Annotated in this window: 16 protein-coding genes and 2 pseudogenes; 7 read left to right on the top strand and 11 right to left on the bottom strand. The window is 73.6% G+C overall.

The window, feature by feature from the left end:
- The 3 genes from E1J50_RS22360 to E1J50_RS22350 form a co-directional block, all read right to left on the bottom strand.
- Window positions 1-323: Ros/MucR family transcriptional regulator (locus tag E1J50_RS22360; protein ID WP_245516700.1), on the bottom strand; the 323-nt coding region annotated here is incomplete at its 3' end.
- 259 nt (window positions 324-582) lie between these two features.
- Entirely contained in the window at window positions 583-1,008 is a 426-nt protein-coding gene (locus E1J50_RS22355; RefSeq protein WP_132255983.1) for a thioesterase family protein, read from the bottom strand.
- A gap of 101 nt (window positions 1,009-1,109) precedes the next feature.
- On the bottom strand, window positions 1,110-1,358 hold the full coding sequence (locus tag E1J50_RS22350; protein ID WP_132255982.1) for a hypothetical protein: 249 nt from the start codon (window positions 1,356-1,358) through the stop codon (window positions 1,110-1,112).
- A 361-nt stretch (window positions 1,359-1,719) separates the two neighbouring features.
- Here E1J50_RS22350 and E1J50_RS22345 point away from each other — a divergent pair, with 361 nt between their 5' ends.
- The gene (locus tag E1J50_RS22345) at window positions 1,720-2,121 is read left to right on the top strand and encodes a hypothetical protein (protein WP_132255981.1); all 402 of its coding nucleotides are present in this window, start codon (window positions 1,720-1,722) and stop codon (window positions 2,119-2,121) included.
- A 167-nt stretch (window positions 2,122-2,288) separates the two neighbouring features.
- On the opposite strand, the gene E1J50_RS22340 is transcribed toward E1J50_RS22345, so the two are convergent.
- Window positions 2,289-3,146 carry an AraC family ligand binding domain-containing protein gene (locus tag E1J50_RS22340; protein WP_132255980.1) on the bottom strand — a complete coding sequence of 286 codons (858 nt, stop codon included), beginning with the start codon at window positions 3,144-3,146 and terminating at the stop codon, window positions 2,289-2,291.
- A gap of 91 nt (window positions 3,147-3,237) precedes the next feature.
- Between E1J50_RS22340 and E1J50_RS22335 the strand changes: the two genes are divergently transcribed.
- Window positions 3,238-4,434: an MFS transporter gene (locus E1J50_RS22335; RefSeq protein WP_132255979.1), complete on the top strand. Its 1,197-nt coding sequence runs from the start codon at window positions 3,238-3,240 to the stop codon at window positions 4,432-4,434.
- A gap of 6 nt (window positions 4,435-4,440) precedes the next feature.
- On the opposite strand, the gene pucL is transcribed toward E1J50_RS22335, so the two are convergent.
- A complete protein-coding gene (gene pucL / locus E1J50_RS22330) occupies window positions 4,441-5,280 on the bottom strand; it encodes a factor-independent urate hydroxylase (RefSeq protein ID WP_132255978.1) in 840 nt (279 codons plus the stop codon).
- A gap of 182 nt (window positions 5,281-5,462) precedes the next feature.
- Between pucL and uraD the strand changes: the two genes are divergently transcribed.
- Both uraD and E1J50_RS22320 read left to right on the top strand, forming a co-directional pair.
- Window positions 5,463-6,347 (top strand): 2-oxo-4-hydroxy-4-carboxy-5-ureidoimidazoline decarboxylase, encoded by an 885-nt coding sequence (gene uraD / locus E1J50_RS22325; protein WP_132255977.1) that lies wholly within the window; start codon window positions 5,463-5,465, stop codon window positions 6,345-6,347.
- Between the two features lie 4 nt (window positions 6,348-6,351).
- Window positions 6,352-7,584 (top strand): allantoate amidohydrolase, encoded by a 1,233-nt coding sequence (locus E1J50_RS22320; RefSeq protein ID WP_132255976.1) that lies wholly within the window; start codon window positions 6,352-6,354, stop codon window positions 7,582-7,584.
- Window positions 7,585-7,618: 34 nt separating this feature from the next.
- On the opposite strand, the gene E1J50_RS22315 is transcribed toward E1J50_RS22320, so the two are convergent.
- The 3 genes and pseudogenes from E1J50_RS22315 to E1J50_RS22305 form a co-directional block, all read right to left on the bottom strand.
- The gene (locus E1J50_RS22315; RefSeq protein WP_132255975.1) at window positions 7,619-8,965 is read right to left on the bottom strand and encodes an 8-oxoguanine deaminase; all 1,347 of its coding nucleotides are present in this window, start codon (window positions 8,963-8,965) and stop codon (window positions 7,619-7,621) included.
- 106 nt (window positions 8,966-9,071) lie between these two features.
- Window positions 9,072-9,968 (bottom strand): annotated as a pseudogene (puuE, locus tag E1J50_RS22310) (allantoinase PuuE); the annotation flags it as partial.
- Between the two features lie 14 nt (window positions 9,969-9,982).
- On the bottom strand, window positions 9,983-11,788 hold the full coding sequence (locus tag E1J50_RS22305) for an adenine deaminase C-terminal domain-containing protein (RefSeq protein ID WP_132255973.1): 1,806 nt from the start codon (window positions 11,786-11,788) through the stop codon (window positions 9,983-9,985).
- Between the two features lie 390 nt (window positions 11,789-12,178).
- Here E1J50_RS22305 and E1J50_RS22300 point away from each other — a divergent pair, with 390 nt between their 5' ends.
- On the top strand, window positions 12,179-12,403 hold the full coding sequence (locus tag E1J50_RS22300) for a DUF6894 family protein (RefSeq protein ID WP_132255972.1): 225 nt from the start codon (window positions 12,179-12,181) through the stop codon (window positions 12,401-12,403).
- 18 nt (window positions 12,404-12,421) lie between these two features.
- Here E1J50_RS22300 and E1J50_RS22295 read toward each other — a convergent pair whose 3' ends face one another.
- Both E1J50_RS22295 and E1J50_RS22290 read right to left on the bottom strand, forming a co-directional pair.
- On the bottom strand, window positions 12,422-15,205 hold the full coding sequence (locus E1J50_RS22295) for a molybdopterin-dependent oxidoreductase (RefSeq protein ID WP_132255971.1): 2,784 nt from the start codon (window positions 15,203-15,205) through the stop codon (window positions 12,422-12,424).
- Window positions 15,202-16,014 (bottom strand): FAD binding domain-containing protein, encoded by an 813-nt coding sequence (locus E1J50_RS22290; protein WP_132255970.1) that lies wholly within the window; start codon window positions 16,012-16,014, stop codon window positions 15,202-15,204. Before E1J50_RS22290 ends, E1J50_RS22295 begins: the two co-directional genes overlap by 4 nt.
- Window positions 16,015-16,154: 140 nt before the next feature.
- Here E1J50_RS22290 and E1J50_RS22285 point away from each other — a divergent pair, with 140 nt between their 5' ends.
- Window positions 16,155-16,361, top strand: coding sequence for a hypothetical protein (locus E1J50_RS22285; protein WP_132255969.1), 207 nt, complete (start codon window positions 16,155-16,157; stop codon window positions 16,359-16,361).
- A gap of 18 nt (window positions 16,362-16,379) precedes the next feature.
- Window positions 16,380-16,667 (top strand): hypothetical protein, encoded by a 288-nt coding sequence (locus E1J50_RS22280; RefSeq protein ID WP_132255968.1) that lies wholly within the window; start codon window positions 16,380-16,382, stop codon window positions 16,665-16,667.
- Between the two features lie 7 nt (window positions 16,668-16,674).
- Here E1J50_RS22280 and E1J50_RS27540 read toward each other — a convergent pair.
- Window positions 16,675-17,114 (bottom strand): annotated as a pseudogene (locus E1J50_RS27540) (hypothetical protein); the annotation flags it as partial.

The raw sequence follows: 17,114 nt of genomic DNA, 5'->3' as shown, positions 1-17,114 counted from the left end.
CCGTAGCGCTGGCGGTAGCTGTAGGGGTCGAGCCCGTGGGTCGAGAGATGGCGCTTGAGCGTCTTGTAGGGCTTGCCGTCGATGAACGAGATCAGCGCGTCCGGTGTGATCGACTTGCGGACCTGCGCCGGCGTCGGCTTCTCGACCGTCTCCGCGGCGGTGGTGACGCCTCCCGAGGCCAGCCCGTTCAGCGCGGCGTGAACACTGACGATGAGCGCGGGCAGTTCGGCCACCGGCAGGGACTTGTTCGAGACGTAGGCCGATACGATGTCGCCTGCGAGTTCGACGAAGTCGAGATTCTGGGCCTGAGGTTCATCCACCACGAGTGCAATCCTATAGTTCTTAGTACCCCTCTGGCGCATAAATCATCCGAAGGGTAAGCGAATCAAGAGAGCGCCGCAAGAAATCTGCAGGAATCCGCACACTATCGGCAAGCGCGCCGTCGTCGATATAGGGCAGCTTATCCTTATCGCCGCTACTCGCCAGAGGCGAGGAACTTCCTGATCTCGTGACGCTGCGCGCATCGCGCGGTTGTCAAGCTGATCGCCAGCAGAGCAACCGCGGGTTGATTCGAGCGGCGCGTCATTCACGCGTCGGCGGCAGGACCGGGGTGGCGAGCCGCTTGCTCGCGAGCCGGCTCTCGAGACGGTCGAGGTCGACCACCATGCGCTCGTGCGTTCCGGCGCCGACTTGCTCGGCCTCGTCGTAGGCCGCGACGCGGAACCGGAGGCGGCGCCCCTCGACGCCGACGACCTCGGCCTCGGCCCGAACCCAGTGGCCCGCGGGCGTCGCCGCGAGGTGTTCGACCTCGACCTTGGTCCCGACGGCGCTCTCGCCGGGCTCGAGAAAGGCGCGGACCGCGTTGAGGGCCGCGTTCTCCATGGCGAGCACCATCATCGGCGTGGCGAAGACCGGCGGCAGGATCGCGTCCTTGAACTGGCTCGCGAGGTGCTGCGGCCCGACGAGCAGGGTGAAGCTGCCCGTGCTGCCGATGGGGACGTCCTTCATGAATGCTCCTCCGGGAGCGCCGCGCTCCGCCCGGACCTATGCCGAGGCGTCGGCCCGGGTTCCGCGACGGCCCTCCGGCACCAGGCCCTCGGGCACCCGGATCACGCCTTCCGCGCGATCCCCGAACCCGCGTGGATCGCCCGGCGCCTCTTGCGGGCGCGCGCATCCCGCCAGAGGGCGAGCCTGTTCCGGACCGGGGCCAGGATGCGGTCGACGACCCAGAGCAGCGCCCAGACGACGATGATCAGCAGACACAGCCCGCCGATGGCCACGCCCCAATATCCGGGCGCCGGGATGATCATCAGGCAGACGAGCCCGCCGAGAGATAGAGCTGGAATCCAGACGGGCACGATCGGCTACCCTCCTCAACAGGAGAGCAACCTAGGCCGTAGCCGTCATCAACCGGTTAAATCGATCGCCCCCTGCAGATCGACCAGATCCCGGGCGGCTCTCTTCGGTCGCGCTCGCGTCGAGACCGGTCCTCGTACAATTCCGAAAATTCCGGTGACTTCGAACCGGCCACAAAGGGCCTCACATGAGCAGAAAGGCCGCGAAAACGCTCATCAAAGCCGGTGCGATAGCGGACGGACGCGGTATAGCGCAGGTGTGGCCGGCGCGCTTCTTGAACTCGGTCGGGGCGCGATCGACAAAGGACGGGCCGGACCGGACGCAGGGGCGGCGTCTTCGGGCGGCCGGGCAGGGGGCCTCGTCATGCGGATGGTGATCGGGATCGCGCTGCTCGTCGCGAGCGCGTCGCCCCTCCTGGCGCAGTCGCGCCGGGCCCTGATCTGCTCCGAGGAGGTCTCCGTCCGCCTGAGCGAGCCCGCGAAGCCCGACGCGCCCCGGACCGAGGAACTCGACCGGCGCTCCTTCTCCCTGACCTCGGGCGGCGACACGATGAACCTGATCTCGGCCGGCAAATCCGAGTTCTACGAGTGCCAGAAGGTCGTCCCCCGCCTCAACGAGGGCCGGCCGCGCAACACGATGAAGTGCCAGAACGGCATCTACTTCCTCACCATCGACTACTCGCAGCTGAAATTCGCGAAGTCGCAGATGAACCCCGAGAGCCGGACCGACGTGAGCATCAGCTACGGCTCCTGCCGCGTCCCCTGAGGAGGCGCGCCGCGGGTCAGTGCATGGTCGTCAGGACGAGCGCGTAGATCACGATCGCGATGCCGAGCAGGGTGAACAGCAGCGCGACGCGGGATGCGGCCTGCTGATCCCGCTTCGAGGGCTCGTCACTCATCATCGCGCCGCCTCGGGAAGGATGCTTCCCATTTCTACATCGACCGAGATGAACGGGTCGGTAACGGCGGCGACGACTGACCCGTCACCGAGCGTACATTGCCCGCATCCAGAGGAGACGTCCCCCGCTCCGGCATCAGGCGCCCCATCCGGCCGCGCAGGGCCTGGAGGCTGCGATAGCCGACCGCTGCGGCGATCGCCCGGATTCCGCGCCCGTCCGCGGCGAGCGCCAGGGCCCGGGCGACGCGGGCCCGCGCCCGCCACGCGTCGAAGCTGAGGCCCGTCTCCCGGCGGAAGCCGCGCGTCAGCGTCCGTCGGCTGAGCCCGGCGCGCTCGGCCCAGGCGTCCAGATCGAGGCCCGCGGCCGGATCGTCGATCAGGCCGAGGCAGACGCGGCGCAGGCGCGGGTCGCGCGGCAGCGGCAGGGCCAGCGGCGTCTCCGGCGCCCGCGCGATCTCGTCGAGGACGAGCGCGGCGAGGTGGCCGCCGCGGCCCCCCTCGTCGTAGAGGACGGGCTCGTGCGTGAGCGCGGCGAGGGCGGCGGCGAGGAGGGGCGAGACCTCGATCACCTGCGCCCGGCCGGGGAAGGCCGCCACCGCCTCGGCGTCGAGATAGGCCGAGCACATCGCCACCGCCCCGTGCATGGCGACCGCGTGCGGCAGGCGGGGCGGGATCCAGAGGGCGTGCCCCTGCGGCACCACCCAGGTCCCGTCCTCGGCGGTCGCCATCATCAGGCCGGTCGTGGCGTAGAGGAGCTGCGCGCGGGCGTGGAAATGGCGCTCCGTGCGGCTGCCCGCCGCGAAGTGCTTCGGCATCACGGCGACGCGGCGCGGAATCGTCTGGTAATCCTCGGCCCGGATCGAGCGGGCTCGCGCGGGCGGGGTCGGATCCATCGCCAGCCTCCCTGGCCCGATTGCGTACACCTTCGGCCCGACAGCGTCCAACGGGTCATGTAGACAGGGGCGAGAGAGGAAAGGCGCCCCGATGGAGTCCGACATCCTGTCCCGCCGCATCCTGCGCTTCGTGAACGTGGCGCACGGCCTCGACCATTACGTGCTGCTGATCTACCCGACCGCGGTCCTCGCCATCGCGGCTCAGACGGGGCTGAGCTACGGCGAGCTGATCGGGCTCGCCACCGGCGCCTTCGTCGGCTTCGGCCTGTGCTCGCTGCCGATGGGGTGGCTGGCCGACCGTTACGGGCGGCGCACCATGCTGGCGATCTTCTTCTTCGGCTACGGCCTGTCCTGCTTCGGGGTCGCGAGCGCGGGCAGCCCCACCGCCTTCGCCCTCTGGCTCTGCGTGCTCGGCCTCGCCTCGGCGATCTACCATCCGGTCGGCTCGACGATGCTCGTGAGCCATGCCCGCCGCCTCGGCCGCGACCTCGGCGTCAACGGCGTCTGGGGCAATTTCGGCGCGGCGCTCGCCTCGGGCGCCACCGCCTTCCTCGCCGCCCATCTCGGCTGGCAGGCGGCCTTCCTCGTGCCGGGCACGATCTGCCTCGTCTGCGGCATCGCCTTCGTCGCCCTCGTGCCCGGCGACGGCGAGGGCCATGCCCGGGCAGGGGCCGGGGCGAGCGTGATCGCGGTCTCGCGGCCGCTCGCGCTGCTGGCCGTGTTCGGCATCGCGATCGTGGCGGGCGGCCTCACTTTCAACCTCACCACCATCGCCCTGCCGAAGGTGATCGACGAGCGCCTCGCGGAGGGGATGCCGCTCGAGCTGATCGGCTCGGTGGCGACCCTGATCTTCGTGTTCGGCGCCCTGACCCAGCTTGCCATGGGCCGCCTCGTCGACCGCTTCACCCTGCCGGTGCTGTTCGTCGGCCTCTCCGTGCTGCAGCCGATCGGCCTCGGTCTCGCGGCGGCGAGTTCGGGCATCCCGCTCCTGATCGGGCTCGTCCTGACGATCGCGGCGCTCTACGGACAGGTCGTGATCAACGACGCGATGATCGCGCGCTACGTGCCGGCCGCCTACCGGGCCCGGGCCTACAGCGTGCGCTACTTCCTCGGCTTCACCGCCGCGGGCTTCGTGGTGCCGATGATCGCGCTCATGCACGAGCGCGGCGGCTTCGGCCTCGTCCTCGGGACGGCGTCCCTGTTCGGGCTCGTGATCTTCGCCTCGGCCCTCGGCTTCCTCGCGCTGACCCGGAGCGACGCTGCGAAGAGCCTCGCCCCGGCCGAGTAGGGCGCGTCAGCCCCGGCCGATCGTCGCCTCGATCTGCCCATGCGGCTCGTCCGTCGGCAGGAAGACCGTGCCCGGGTTGGCGAGGCCGAAGGGGCTCAGGTCGAGCGGGATGTAGTGCCTGTTCGGCAGGGCGAAGTGGATCTCGGCGATCTCCGGCACGGCCGCGAGCGCCGCCTCGCCCATCCGGTACATGCTGTCCTGGAGGCCGGCGCTGTAGGTGGTGCCGAACACCTCCAGGAGGCGGGCGAGCACGGCCGCGTTCGCCGCCGCGTAATCGGCGGGCGGGCGCGCCCAGGTCCATGTGGCGTCCATGCTGGTGGCGGCGATGCGGTCGGTCGTGTCGGGCAGCGTCCGGTACCGATCGTCCACGAAGCCGGCCCAGCCCGAGCCCGTCGTCTTCATGAAGGTGAAGCCGCGCAGGCCCGAGGAAAGGCGGCGCGAACCGCGCTCCGCCACGAGCCCGGCATAGCCGAAGCCGTTGCCGTCGCGGATGAAGGTGTGGCCGTGCGGCTCGCCCGCGACGGCGTGGCGGATCCAGCGCGTCTCCCGCACCTCGAGGCTCACCTCCTCCACCTGCGGGTAGGTCTCGAGGAGGTGCCCGGCGAGGATCCCCGCGAAGGCCTCCGCGCCGGCCGAGAGGTTCCGCGCCGCCGTCACGTTGACGATGTTGCGCAGGCTGTCGGTGGCGATGCAGGCCCGGTTGTCCCCCTCCGTCCAGGCGGCGTCGAACGCGCCCCGGATCAGCACCGTGAGGTCGAGTTCGCGCGGCGTGTGGTGGTCGCCGTCCCGGGCGAGGCGCATCACCCGCACGCGGGCCTTGCCGTAGCGCGAGGCGGTCAGGGGCATGGTCGTTCCTCCGGCGGCGATTGTCGGGTCCCGCGCGGCGGATCGGCAAGCCCCGTGCCGCGCCGGCCCGGACGCATCCTGGGACCAACCCTGGCCCCAACCCTGGCCCCAACCCTGGCCCCAACCCTGGCCCATTGTCTGCTACGCTCGGAGGCCGCGTCACCGGAGGAGCGTTGCGGGCGATGGGCTGGGATCTCGGCACCCTGAACGCGGCGTCCCGCGCCGCGTTCGTCTCGGCGCTCGGCGCGGTGTTCGAGCACGCGCCCTGGGTCGCGGAGGAGGCCGCCGGGCGCCGGCCCTTCGGCCGCGTCGAGGAGCTGTTCGCGGCGATGCGCGAGGCCGTCGCCGCCGCGCCCGAGGAGCGGCGCCTCGCCCTGCTGAGCGGCCACCCCGAACTCGCCGGGCGGGCCGCCCGCGCGGGCCGCATCGCCCCGGACTCGATCGCCGAGCAGGCGGCGGCCGGCCTCGACCGGTTGTCGGAGGCCGAAGACGCGCGCTTTGCCGAACTCAACGCGGCCTATCGCGCGCGCTTCGGCTTCCCGTTCATCGTCTGCGTCAAGCGCCACGGGCGCGCTTCGCTCCTGCGGAGCTTCGAGGCGCGGCTCGCGGGCACGCCCGAGGCCGAGCGCCGGAACGCGGAGGCCGAGGTGCTGCGCATCGCCGCGATCCGGCTCGGTGCCCTGGTGAGCGGGGAGGGGGCGCTCCGAACGGCCGGGCGCCTCTCGACCCACGTCCTCGACACCGCGAGCGGGCGCCCGGCGGCGGGCGTCTGTCTGGAACTGGCCGAGATCGTCTCGGCCACCGAATCGGTCGTCGTCGCCCGCGCCCGCACCAATGCCGACGGGCGCACCGAGGCGCCGCTGATCGGCGGGCGCCCGGTGCCGATCGCGACCTACGAACTCCGCTTCGGCCTCGGCGACTATCACCGCGCGGCCGGGCACGCCCTGCCGGAGCCGCCCTTCCTCGACGTCGTGACGCTGCGCTTCGGCGTGGCCGATCCGGAGGGGCATTACCACGTGCCCCTGGTGGCGAGCCCCTGGAGCTACCAGACCTACCGGGGGAGCTGACGGATTGCGCTTCGCTCCCGGCATCCAGGCCCGCCTCGATGCGCTGGCCCTGATCAGCGCCGACGAAGGCGCGCTCACCCGCGTCTCTCTCAGCCCCGAACAGGCCCGCGCCAACGCCCTCGTCTCGGGCTGGATGCAGGAGGCGGGACTGCGCGCGCGTCTCGATGCCGCCGGCAACCTGATCGGCCGCGCCGAGGGGCGCGAGCCCGGAGGGCCGGCCCTCGTGATCGGCTCGCACCTCGACACCGTCCGGGACGCCGGCCGCTACGACGGGCCGCTCGGGGTGCTGACGGCCCTCGCCTGCGTCGCGGCGTGGATCGCCGAGGACGGACGGCCGCCCTTCGCCGTCGAGGTCGTCGCCTTCGCCGACGAGGAGGGCACGCGCTTCGGCTCGACCCTGATCGGCAGCCGGGCCTTTGCCGGCCTCCTCGACCCGGCGCTCCTCGCCGCCACGGACGCCGCCGGGATCAGCCTCGCCGAGGCGCTGCGTGGGTTCGGCCTCGACCCAGGCCGGATCGGGGAGGCGGCGCGCCGGCCGGGCGACCTCCTCGGCTATCTCGAACTGCATATCGAGCAGGGGCCGATACTGGAGCGGGTGGGCCTGCCCGTCGGCCTCGTGAGCGCGATCAGCGGCGCGACGCGCCTCGCCGTCACGCTTCGCGGCGAGGCGGGCCATGCCGGCACCGTGCCGATGGCGGGCCGGCGCGACGCGCTCGCGGGCGCCGCCGAATGCGTCCTCGCCGTCGAGGCGCGCTGCCGTGCGGAGGCCGAACTCGTCGGCACGGTGGGCGAGATCGCCGCGCGCCCCGGCGCCGTCAACGTGATCCCGGGGGAGGCTCGCTTCAGCCTCGACCTGCGCGCCCCGGAGGATGCGCGCCGGCTCGCCGTGCTCGCCGACATCGAGGCCGCCTGGCGCGCCATCGCCGGACGCCGCCGCCTCGACCTCGCGGTGGCGCGGACCCACGAGGCCGGCGCCGCCGCCTGCGACCCGCGCCTCACCGGGGCGGTCGCGGCGGCGATCGCGGCCGAGGGCCACGCGGTTTTGCGCCTGCCGAGCGGGGCGGGCCACGACGGCATGGCGGTGGCCGCCCTGGCCCCGATCGCGATGATCTTCGTGCGCTGCCGCGGCGGCATCAGCCACAGCCCGGCCGAGTTCGCGAGCCTCGAGGACATCGAGGCGGGCGCGCGGGTGATGCTGCGGACGCTGCGGGCGCTGGCGAGGGACCCCGTGCGATGACCGAAGCGCAGCGCACCTCCTGCGCTGATTGCCGTCAGCCCCCGAACAGCGTGCGGGCGAGGCGCGAATGCTCCTCGCGCAGGCGCCCCGTCTCGACGCCGAGGGGCTGCCCGTCGAGGACGCGCCAGCGCCCGGCCACCATCACCCGGTCCGCCCGGTGGGCGCCGCAGAGGACGAGGGCGGCGAGCGGGTCGTGGGCGCCCGAGAAGCGCAATTCGTCGAGGGTGAAGAGGGCGAGATCCGCCTCGCGCCCCGGTGCGATACGGCCGATATCCGCGCGCCCGAGGCAGCGCGCCGAGCCGTCCGTGGCCCAGCGCAGGGCGTCGAGATGGGTGACGGCCTCGGCCCCGTAGGTCAGGCGGTTCAGCATCAAGGCGTGGCGGACGCCCTCGATCAGGTTCGAATTGTCGTTCGAGGCCGAGCCGTCGACGCCGAGGCCCACCGGGCTGCCCGCGGCCTCCAGCTCGCAGGTGCGGCAGCGGCCGGAGGCCAGCGTCATGTTCGAGGTCGGGCAGTGGCAGACGCCCACCCCCGCCCGCCCGAGGCGCGCCACCTCCGGATCGGTGAAGTGGATGCCGTGGGCGAGCCAGACCCGCGGGTTCATCCAGCCGACCTCCTCCAGGTAGTCGACCGGGCGCTGCCCGAACACCTCCAGGCAATAGGCCTCCTCGTCCAGCGTCTCGCCGAGATGGGTGTGCAGGCGGCAATCGTGGACGTCGGCGAGCCGCGCGCTCTCGCGCATCAGGCGCTTCGTCACGTTGAAGGGCGAGCAGGGGGCGAGCCCGATCTGCACCATGGCGCCGGGGCGGGGATCGTGGAACAGGCGGAGCACCCGCTCGCTGTCGGCCAGGATCGTGTCGTCGTCCTGCACCAGCGCGTCCGGCGGCAGGCCGCCCTCGCTCTCGGGCAGGCTCATCGAGCCGCGGGTGACGACGGCGCGGATGCCGAGCGCGCGGGCCTCCTCCACCTGGATGTCGACCGCGGCCTCCAGCCCCTTCGGATAGAGATAGTGGTGGTCGCCCGCCGTGGTGCAGCCCGACAGCAGGAGTTCGGTGTAGGCGAGCCGGGTGGCCAGCCGGAACGCCTCCTCGTTCAGCTTGTCCCAGATCGGATAGAGGGCCTTCAGCCAGGGAAACAGCGGCTTGTTGATCGCGGCCGGATGCGCCCGGGTCAGGGTCTGGAAGAAGTGGTGGTGGGTGTTGACGAGGCCCGGGATCACGACGTGGCGGGAGGCGTCGACGGTCTCGTCCACGGCGGCCGAGGGCCGCCCGCCCGCGGGCACGAATTCGGCGATGCGGCTTCCCTCCACCACGAGGCCGCCGCCCGCCCCCTCGGCGAGGATCGCCAGCGGGTTCCTGATCCAGAGGCGCGTTGCCGTCATCCGGTCCTCGTTGCTCCAAGCCCGACGCGGGGCGCTTCCCCCGCTCCGTCTCCGCGGTCACCCGCCGCGTCTACGGCGGCCCGCGCGATCGCGCTCATCCGGGCGGCGGATGATGGGTCATCCAGTGGCGGGCGATGTCGATGCGGCGGGCGATCCAGACCTGCTCGTGCGCCGCGACGTGGTCGAGGAAGCGCATGAGCGCCGCCATCCGGCCCGGCCGCCCGACGAGGCGGCCATGCAGCCCCACCGACATCATCTTGGGCACCTCCGCGCCTTCCGCATAGAGCACGTCGAACGTGTCGCGCAGGTAGGCGAGGAACTGGTCGCCGGAATTGAACCCCTGCGGCGCCGAGAAGCGCATGTCGTTGGCGTCGAGCGTGTAGGGCACGACGAGGCCCGGCCCCCGGGGGCCGGGGATCCAGTAGGGCAGGTCGTCCGCGTAGGAATCGGCGAGATAGGTGAAGCCCCGCTCCATCGCGAGGTCGCGGGTATGGACCGAGAAGCGCCCCGTGTACCAGCCGAGGGGGGCCTCCCCCGTGGCCTCCGCGTGCAGGCGGATCGCCGCGTCCATCTGCTCCGCCTCCTCCTCGCGGGAGAGATGGGCGTAGTCGATCCACTTGAGGCCGTGGCTCGCGATCTCCCAATCCGCCTCGCGCATGGCGGCGACGGCCTGCGGGTTGCGGGCGAGCGCCTGCGCCACGCCGAAGACGGTGACCGGGATCGCGCGGGCCGTGAACAGCCGCCAGAGCCGCCAGAAGCCGGCGCGCGAGCCGTATTCGTAGATCGACTCGACGCTCATGTGGCGCTCGCCCGGCCAGGGCACGGCGCCCACGATCTCGCTGAGGAAGGCCTCCGAGGCCGCGTCCCCGTGCAGGATGCAATTCTCGCCCCCTTCCTCGTAATTCAGGACGATCTGCAGGGCGATGCGGGCGCCGCCCGGCCAGCGCGCCTGCGGGGGGTGCCGGCCGTAGCCGATCAGGTCGCGCGGGTAGGTCGGGTCCATCGGGGATCGTTCGCTCACGGCTCGAACAGCGGCACCTGCCGCATCTCCGGCACCAGCACGAGGCCCCTGTCGGTCAGGCGGATCTGCGGGATCACCGAGAGCGGGATCAGGTTGAAGCCCATGTAGGGGATGGCGCAGCCGGCCCGCGCCCAGGCCTCCTTGAGCGCCCGCATCTCGGCCGCGACCGGCCCGACGCGCTTGTCCGAGAGGAGGCCCGCGACCGGCAGCGGCACCATCGCGACGACGCTGCCGTCCTCCACCACGCAGACGCCGCCCTGCTCGGCGGCGAGCGCCTCCACCGCGACCCGCATGTCGGCCTCGTCGAGCCCGGCCACGACGAGGTTGTGCGCGTCGTGGCCAACGCTGCTCGCCACCGCGCCCCGCCTCAGCCCGAAGGCCCTGAGGAGCCCGTGCGCGACGCGGGCCCCGAGTCCGTGCCGCTCGACCACGGCGACGTGGCAGAGATCATGCGCCCGCAGCGTCCCGGCCCAGTCGGCGCCGGGGGTGAGCGCGACGCGCTCGTGGACGAGCTCGATCCCGGGCAGCGTCGTGCGGATGGCGTTGACGGCGCAGGGGCCGGCCGGCAGGGCGGGCACGAGGCCGGGAAGCGGGTCCGGCAGGTGTACGGTCGCGTAGGCGGCGGCCGGGTAGCGGTAGGGCCGGGCGAGCGCCGCCTCGAGACGCGGCGTGATGCGGCGATCCTCGACCACGAGTTCGCCGCCGTACCACGTCGCCTGCGGGACGAGGTCGTCGTCGAGGAGGACGAGGTCGGCCCGCCGGCCGCCGCCGAGGCCGCCGACCTCCCCGTCGAGCCCGAAGCGCGTCGCCGGGTGCAGCGAGCCCATCGCCCAGGCGGCGGGCTTCGGGATGCCGTGGCGATGGGCCTCGCGCACCACCCAGTCGAGGCCGAAGGCGTGGAGGTCGTCGGCGTCGCGGTCGTCGGTGCAGGCGCAGACCCGCTTCCAGGCGGCGCCGTACTCGGTCACGGTGCCGATCGCCCGCGGCAGGCTGTGCCAGGGCGTCCCGGGCGGCCCGCCCCGCAGGAAGATCCAGAGGCCGGCCTCCAGGAGGTCGTCGGCGATGTCGCGGTCGATCGCCTCGTGCGTGTCGGTGACGCCGCTGGCCGCGTAGGGCGCGACGAAATCCCGCCCGTAGATGTGGCCCGAGACCGGGCGCCCGCGGGAGAGCGCCGCCGCGATGATGGCGTGGGCGCGGGGATCGCCCTCGGCCACCGCCACGAAATCCATCTTCTCGCCGAGGGCCAGCGCCTCGGGCCAGGCGTCGAACAGGGCGGCGATCTTGTCGGGCGTCAGGTCGCCGCCCGCCGTCTCGATGTCGGGGCTGGTGGCAGGCACCGTGCTCGGCACCGTGAGGAAGATGTTGAGCGGCGCCTCGCGGGCATCCTCCAGCATCCAGGCGACGCCCTCGGCGTCGAGGACGTTGCCGATCTCGTGGCTGTCGCAGACGATCGTCGTGGTGCCGTTGAGGAGCGCGGCCTCGGCGTAGGCGCAGGCCGTGACCATGCTGCTCTCGATGTGGAGATGCGGGTCGACGAGGCCGGGCGCGATCAGGCCGCCCCGCGCGTCGTGGCGGGGCGCCCCGCCCCGGTGGCTGCCCGCCGGCTTCACGGCGGCGATGCGCCCGCCCGCGATCCAGACCTCGCGGTCGGGCAGGATCCGCTCGGAATAGGTCGAGAGCACCCGCGCGCCGGTGATGACGCGGTCGGGCTCGGCGCGGCCCGCCGCGACGTCGGCGAGGCGGCGCGTCATCACGGCGAGCGGCGCGACGGAGAAGCGGTTGAGCGGCGCGGGGTTCGTCATCGGATCCTTCGCGGCAGGAGGCCCGCAAGAGCCCCCTCGGGGGCTCAAGCTCGGCGAGGCAGCCATCATGCCACGGACGATGCGGGCCGGTCACGGCGGCGGGCGACCGCCGATGCCGGGCCGCACCGCGCGGCCGCCCGGGCCCGATTCGCAGCGCTCGCAACAACATGGATCATACATCGTATTCGTCCGAGACGGATGTCCGAATACGGTCCTACGCGATGAGATTGCGCACAATAATCCCGAGATATGCTGTTTCCAAGCAGTGGAACGTTCGGTCGAATACGCTGCGACTCGGCAAATGTTAATGAGTCTCCTTCGCCGTTGCTGCTACCACCCCGGCGTCGAGACGGAAGGTCTCGACTCGATCTCGTGGGGGCTTGCGGGGACATGGCGCGCTTCTTCTTCGACGTGTGTTCCGAGAACGAGAGGATCTCGGATCTCGAAGGCTCGTTCTGCAACAATGTCGGGCTCGCCTATCGCGAGGCGCAGCAGATGGTCCGCCAGATGCTGAGCGGGCCGAACGCGACCGGCTTCGATTGGACCTCCTGGTGGGTCGAGGTGCAGTACAGCGACCGGACGACGGTGTTCCGGGTGCCCTTCGCACTGGGGTGACCGCCCGCCCCGGACCGCTCATGCGCGCCCGTCCGCCCTTTCCCCCGCTTCGAGCGCCGCCATCACGTCGCGGAAGATCCGGTCCGGCGCGAAGGGCGTCGCGGCGAGCCGGGCGCCGGTGGCATCGCGGATCGCGTTGGCGAGGGCGGGCGCCACGGGGTTGAACGGCGCCTCGCTCATCGATTTCGCGCCGAGCGGGCCGATCCGGTCGTGGGTCTGCGCGAACAGCACCTCGGTGGGCGGCACGTCGCCGAAGGCGGGCACGTGGTATCCGCGAAAGCTCGCATTCGCGACGCGGCCCGCCGCGTCGATGCGCACCTCCTCGTAGAGCGCGGCGCCGAGCGCCTGCGCGACGCCGCCCTCGATCTGGCCGCGGCACTGCATCGGGTTGACGACGCGGCCCGCATCGGCCGCCTGCACGCTCTTCAGGATGCGCACCTCGCCGCGCGTCGGGTGCACGGCGACGCGGAAGGCCTGGACGTTGAAGGCGACCGAGCGCGGGGTGCCGTCGGCGGATCCACGCGCCTCGAGCGCGCCACCGCCCGCGATCTCCGCGAGCGGCACCCGCGCGCCACCGCCCGCGACCGCCTCGGGTCCGAGGCGGCAGGCAGCCGGCGCCGCGCCGAGCCTCCGCGCCGCCCGGTCGCGGATCGCCGCGGCGAGCGCCTCGGCCGCGCGCAGGGTCGCCTGGCCCGCCACCACGATCCCGGTGCTGCCATAGGCGCCCGTGTCGTGGGCGACCGCGTCGGTATCGGCGGCGTGCAGGCGGATGCGGTCGGGATGGGTGCCGAGCACGCTCGCCGCGATCTGGGCGTGCACCGTCGCGGTGCCGTTGCCGAACTCCGCCGTGCCGACCGCGAGCCCGTAGCGCCCGTCGGGCTCGAGCCGGATGCGCGCCTCGGCCCGGTGGCCGCGGGGCGGCACCGTGTCGATCATGGCGAGCGCCATGCCGGTGCCGGTGCGCCATTCGGGGCCGGGCGCCGCCTCGCCCGGATCGGCCCGGAGTGCGGACGCGGCGAGGTCGAGGCACTGGTCGAGCCCGTAGCTGCCGTATTCCACGTCCCGGGGCTCCAGGCTCGTCGAGACCATCGGGTCGCCGGGGCGCACGACGTTGCGGCGGCGCATCTCGAACGGGTCGAGGCCGAGCCGGCGGGCCAACTCGTCCATCGCGGATTCGAGGGCGAAGATCGTCTGGCTGAGGCCGTAGCCCCGGAAGGCGCCGGCCGGCACGGTGTGCGTGTAGGCGCTGGCGCCGTCGACGCGCTTGTTCGGGCAGCGGTAGACGCCGATCACCTCGTTGCAGCCGTGATGGATCACGCCGCCCGCATGGTTGCCGTAGGCCCCCGTATTCGCCAGCACGTCGAGGGCGATCGCGGTCAGCGTGCCGTCGGCCCTGGCGCCGAGGCGCACCCGCACCCGCATCGGGTGGCGCGGGGTGGTGGCCGCGAACTGCTCGTCGCGGGTCAGGTCCCATCGCACGGGGCGGCCGGTCCTCAGGACGGCGAGCGCCACCAGATCCTCGGTCAGCATCTCCTGCTTGCCGCCGAAGCCGCCGCCGACGCGGCCGCAGAGCACGCGCACCCGGTCCCGGTCGAGGCCGAGTAGGGAGGCCAGCGCGTCCCGCGTCAGGAAGGGGACCTGCGTCGAGGAGCGGATCACGAGGCGGCCCGCCTCGTCGAGCCAGCCGAGCGCGCCGTGGGTCTCGAGATGGGCGTGCTGCACGCGCTGGGCGCGGAACGTCGCCTCGTAGGTCCGGTGGGCCTCGGCGAAGCCCGCCTCGACGTCGCCGATCGCCCCGTGCACCTCGGCCGCGAGGTTCGGGTGGGCGTGGAGCGGCGGCGCGTCGATCCCCGCTTCCGCGATCGGCCGGTCGGCGGGATCGTGCACGAGGGGCGCGCCGGGCCGCAGGGCCGCCTCGGGATCGAGCACCGCGGGACGGAGCGCGTAGGTGACCTCGAGCGCCCGGCAGCCGGCCTCGGCCGCCGCCTCGCTCTCGGCCACGACGGCGGCGACCCGCTGGCCGACGAAGCGCACCACCCGGTCGAGGAGGCGCGTGTCGGCGGCGTCGTCCTCCGGGATCTCGTGGCGGCCGGTCGAGAACAGCCCGTCCGGCGCGTCCGCGTGGGTCAGCACCGCCACGACGCCGGGCGATGCCAGGGCGGCCGCCGTCTCGATCCGCTCGATGCGGGCATGGGCGTGGGGCGAGCGCAGCACCTTGAGGTGGAGGAGGCCCGGCACGGCGAGGTCGAGGGTGAAGGGCGCGGTGCCGGAGACGACGGCCCGGGCCGCGGGCGCGGGCAGGCTCAGCCCCACCGGGTCCGTGCCGGAGGCGGCGGCCGCATCCGCCACCCGGCTCGTCCCGTCGAGGGCGTCGCGGATCGCGCCGTAGCCGGTGCAGCGGCAGAGATTGCCCTTGAGGGCGTCGCCGAGATCCCGGCGCCGTCCCTGATCGAGGGCGGCGGCGGTCATGATCAGGCCGGGCGTGCAGAAGCCGCACTGGAACCCCTGCGCGGCGAGGACGGCGTCCTGCACCGGGTGGAGCTCGGCCGGGGCCGCGGCGCCGGGCTCGCAGGGGCCGGCAAGGCCCTCGATCGTCGTGACGGCGCGGCCTTCCGCCCGGAAGGCCGGGACGAGGCAGGCATGGACCGGCTCGCCGTCGAGATGGATCGTGCAGGCGCCGCAATCGCCCGCGTCGCAGCCCTTCTTGACCCCGAACCAGCCGAGCCCGCGCAGGAGCGTGCGCAGGCACTGGCCCGGGCGCGGCGCGACGTCCTGGGCGAGGCCGTTGACGGTGAGCCTCATCGGGCGAGCTCCGCGCGGATCTCCTCGGCGAGGTCGCGGGTCACGTGCCGGCGCCAGTCGGGCGTGCCGTGCACGTCGTCGTACCAGTGCCCCTGGGGGATCGCGGCGAGCGCCCGTGCCAGCGTCTCCGCGTGGGGCGGTTCGAGGAAGGCGAGGCGGACCGGGCGCCGGACCGAGGCGGTCACCGTGAGCGCGAACCGGCCGCCGGGGTCGCGCGTGCCGATCACGAGGGCGCCCGAGCGCCCGTGCGGGCTGAGCGATGCGCGCCGGAAGGCGGCCCGCCGCCTCAGGGCGGCGGCCGGCATCGCGATCGAGCGCAGCAGGTCGCCCGGCCGCAGCACGGTCGCCTGCGGCCCCTGCACGAAGTCGAGGACGGGCAGGCTCAGGCAGGTGCCGTCCGCGTTCCAGACGAGGCAGGTCCCGTCGAGCGCGGCGGCGAGCGCGATCATCGGCCCCGCCGGCAGCGCGAGGCAGAGGTTGCCGCCGACGGTTGCCGCGTTCCAGATCTTGAAGGAGCCGAGGAGCGCCCGGCAGCAGAGCCCGATCAGGGGCGCGGCGCTCCAGTCCGGCGGCAGGTCGAGCCGGTCGAGGGCGGCGATGGTGCAGGTGGCCGCGAGCGTGAGGCCCGCCTCCGTCACCTCCGCCGCCGGCCAGCCGAGGCCCGTCAGGTCGATCAGGCGGCTGGCGTCGGGCTGCGGCTCCGAGAACAGCCAGGTGCCGCCCGCGAGCCACGCATCGCCCGCGCGCCACGGCGGCAGCGCCTCGGAGGCGCGGGGGACGACGACGCTGGTGATCGTGTTGAGGTCCATGAGCCCCAGCCTAGCAAGTCTGCGTCCAAGGCGCCCGGAGGAGCCGCCGCCGGCCCGGCACTGGCCTTCCCGCACGGATTGCACGATGCTGGACGGCCCGGGCCGCGAGGGCCCCGGACGGGAGGAAGGCCGCCACCGCGATGCCGAACCGGACGAGACCGCCCGCGCCGACCGAGGCCGAGGCCGCCCGCCATCCCGACGCGGTGGCGGGGCAGGCCCTGCTGCAGGAGCGGCTGCAGCGCCTCACGACGGAGCAGCGGGCCGCCTTCGCGGAAGCCGTCCGCCGCTGCTTCGCCGGGGCGGCGGAGGGGCCGGAGGGAGCCGGCGCTCCGGGCTCCGGCCGCTGACGGGGAGCCGCCGGGGCCATGACGCTGACGCGCTGCCGCCGCTGCCGCCAGCCGATCCTGCACGATGCCCGCTGCTGCCCGCATTGCGCCGTCGCGCGGCCGAGCCGGAAGCGGCGGCGCACGCTCGTCCTCGCCGGCCTCCTCGCCCTCGCCGCCGCGCTCGCTCTCGGCCGCCTCGCGAGCGGCCCGCCCGCGCCCGTGCCGACGATCCGCCCGGCCGAGGCGAACGTGACCACCATCCCGAAGACGGTGCCCGCCGGCCCGCTCCGGCGCCCGCCGCGCGCCGGCGATGGGGCGCCGGAGTGAGGGTGGCTCAGCGCCGCCGCGCCTCGAGTTCGGCCGCCTTTAGGTACCAGCGCTCGGCCTCCGCCCGGTCGCCGTCGAGGCCGACGACCGGCAGGGTGCGCAGCACGCTCGGGTCGTAGCTCCGCGCGAGGCCCCGCGCCCCGCGCGGGTCGCCCTCCGTGGCCGCGCGCCGGAAGAACAGGCGCGCCGCCGCGACCTCGCCCGCCGTGAGGAGCTGCTCGCCCCGCGCCACGAGGGCGTCGAGCTTCGTGTTCGGAGCGGGGGCAGCGGCGGCCGGGGGATTCGCCGCGGGCTCGGGCTCGGCCGCCTGCAGCGGCGGGAAGGCGGTGACCTTCGGCGAGGCGGCCGCCTCGCCCTCGCCGGCGATGGGTCCGCCCGCCGCGATCCGCCGGGCCAGCGCGGCGGCCTCCTCGGCGGTGGCCGACGGCTCGGTCTCGGCGGGCGCGG

The sequence above is a fragment of the Methylobacterium segetis genome, from assembly GCF_004348265.1.
GTDB classification, from domain to species: Bacteria; Pseudomonadota; Alphaproteobacteria; order Rhizobiales; family Beijerinckiaceae; genus Methylobacterium; species Methylobacterium segetis.
The sequence above is the reverse complement of the archived record's forward strand: the minus strand, read 5'-3'. Positions and strand labels throughout refer to the sequence as shown.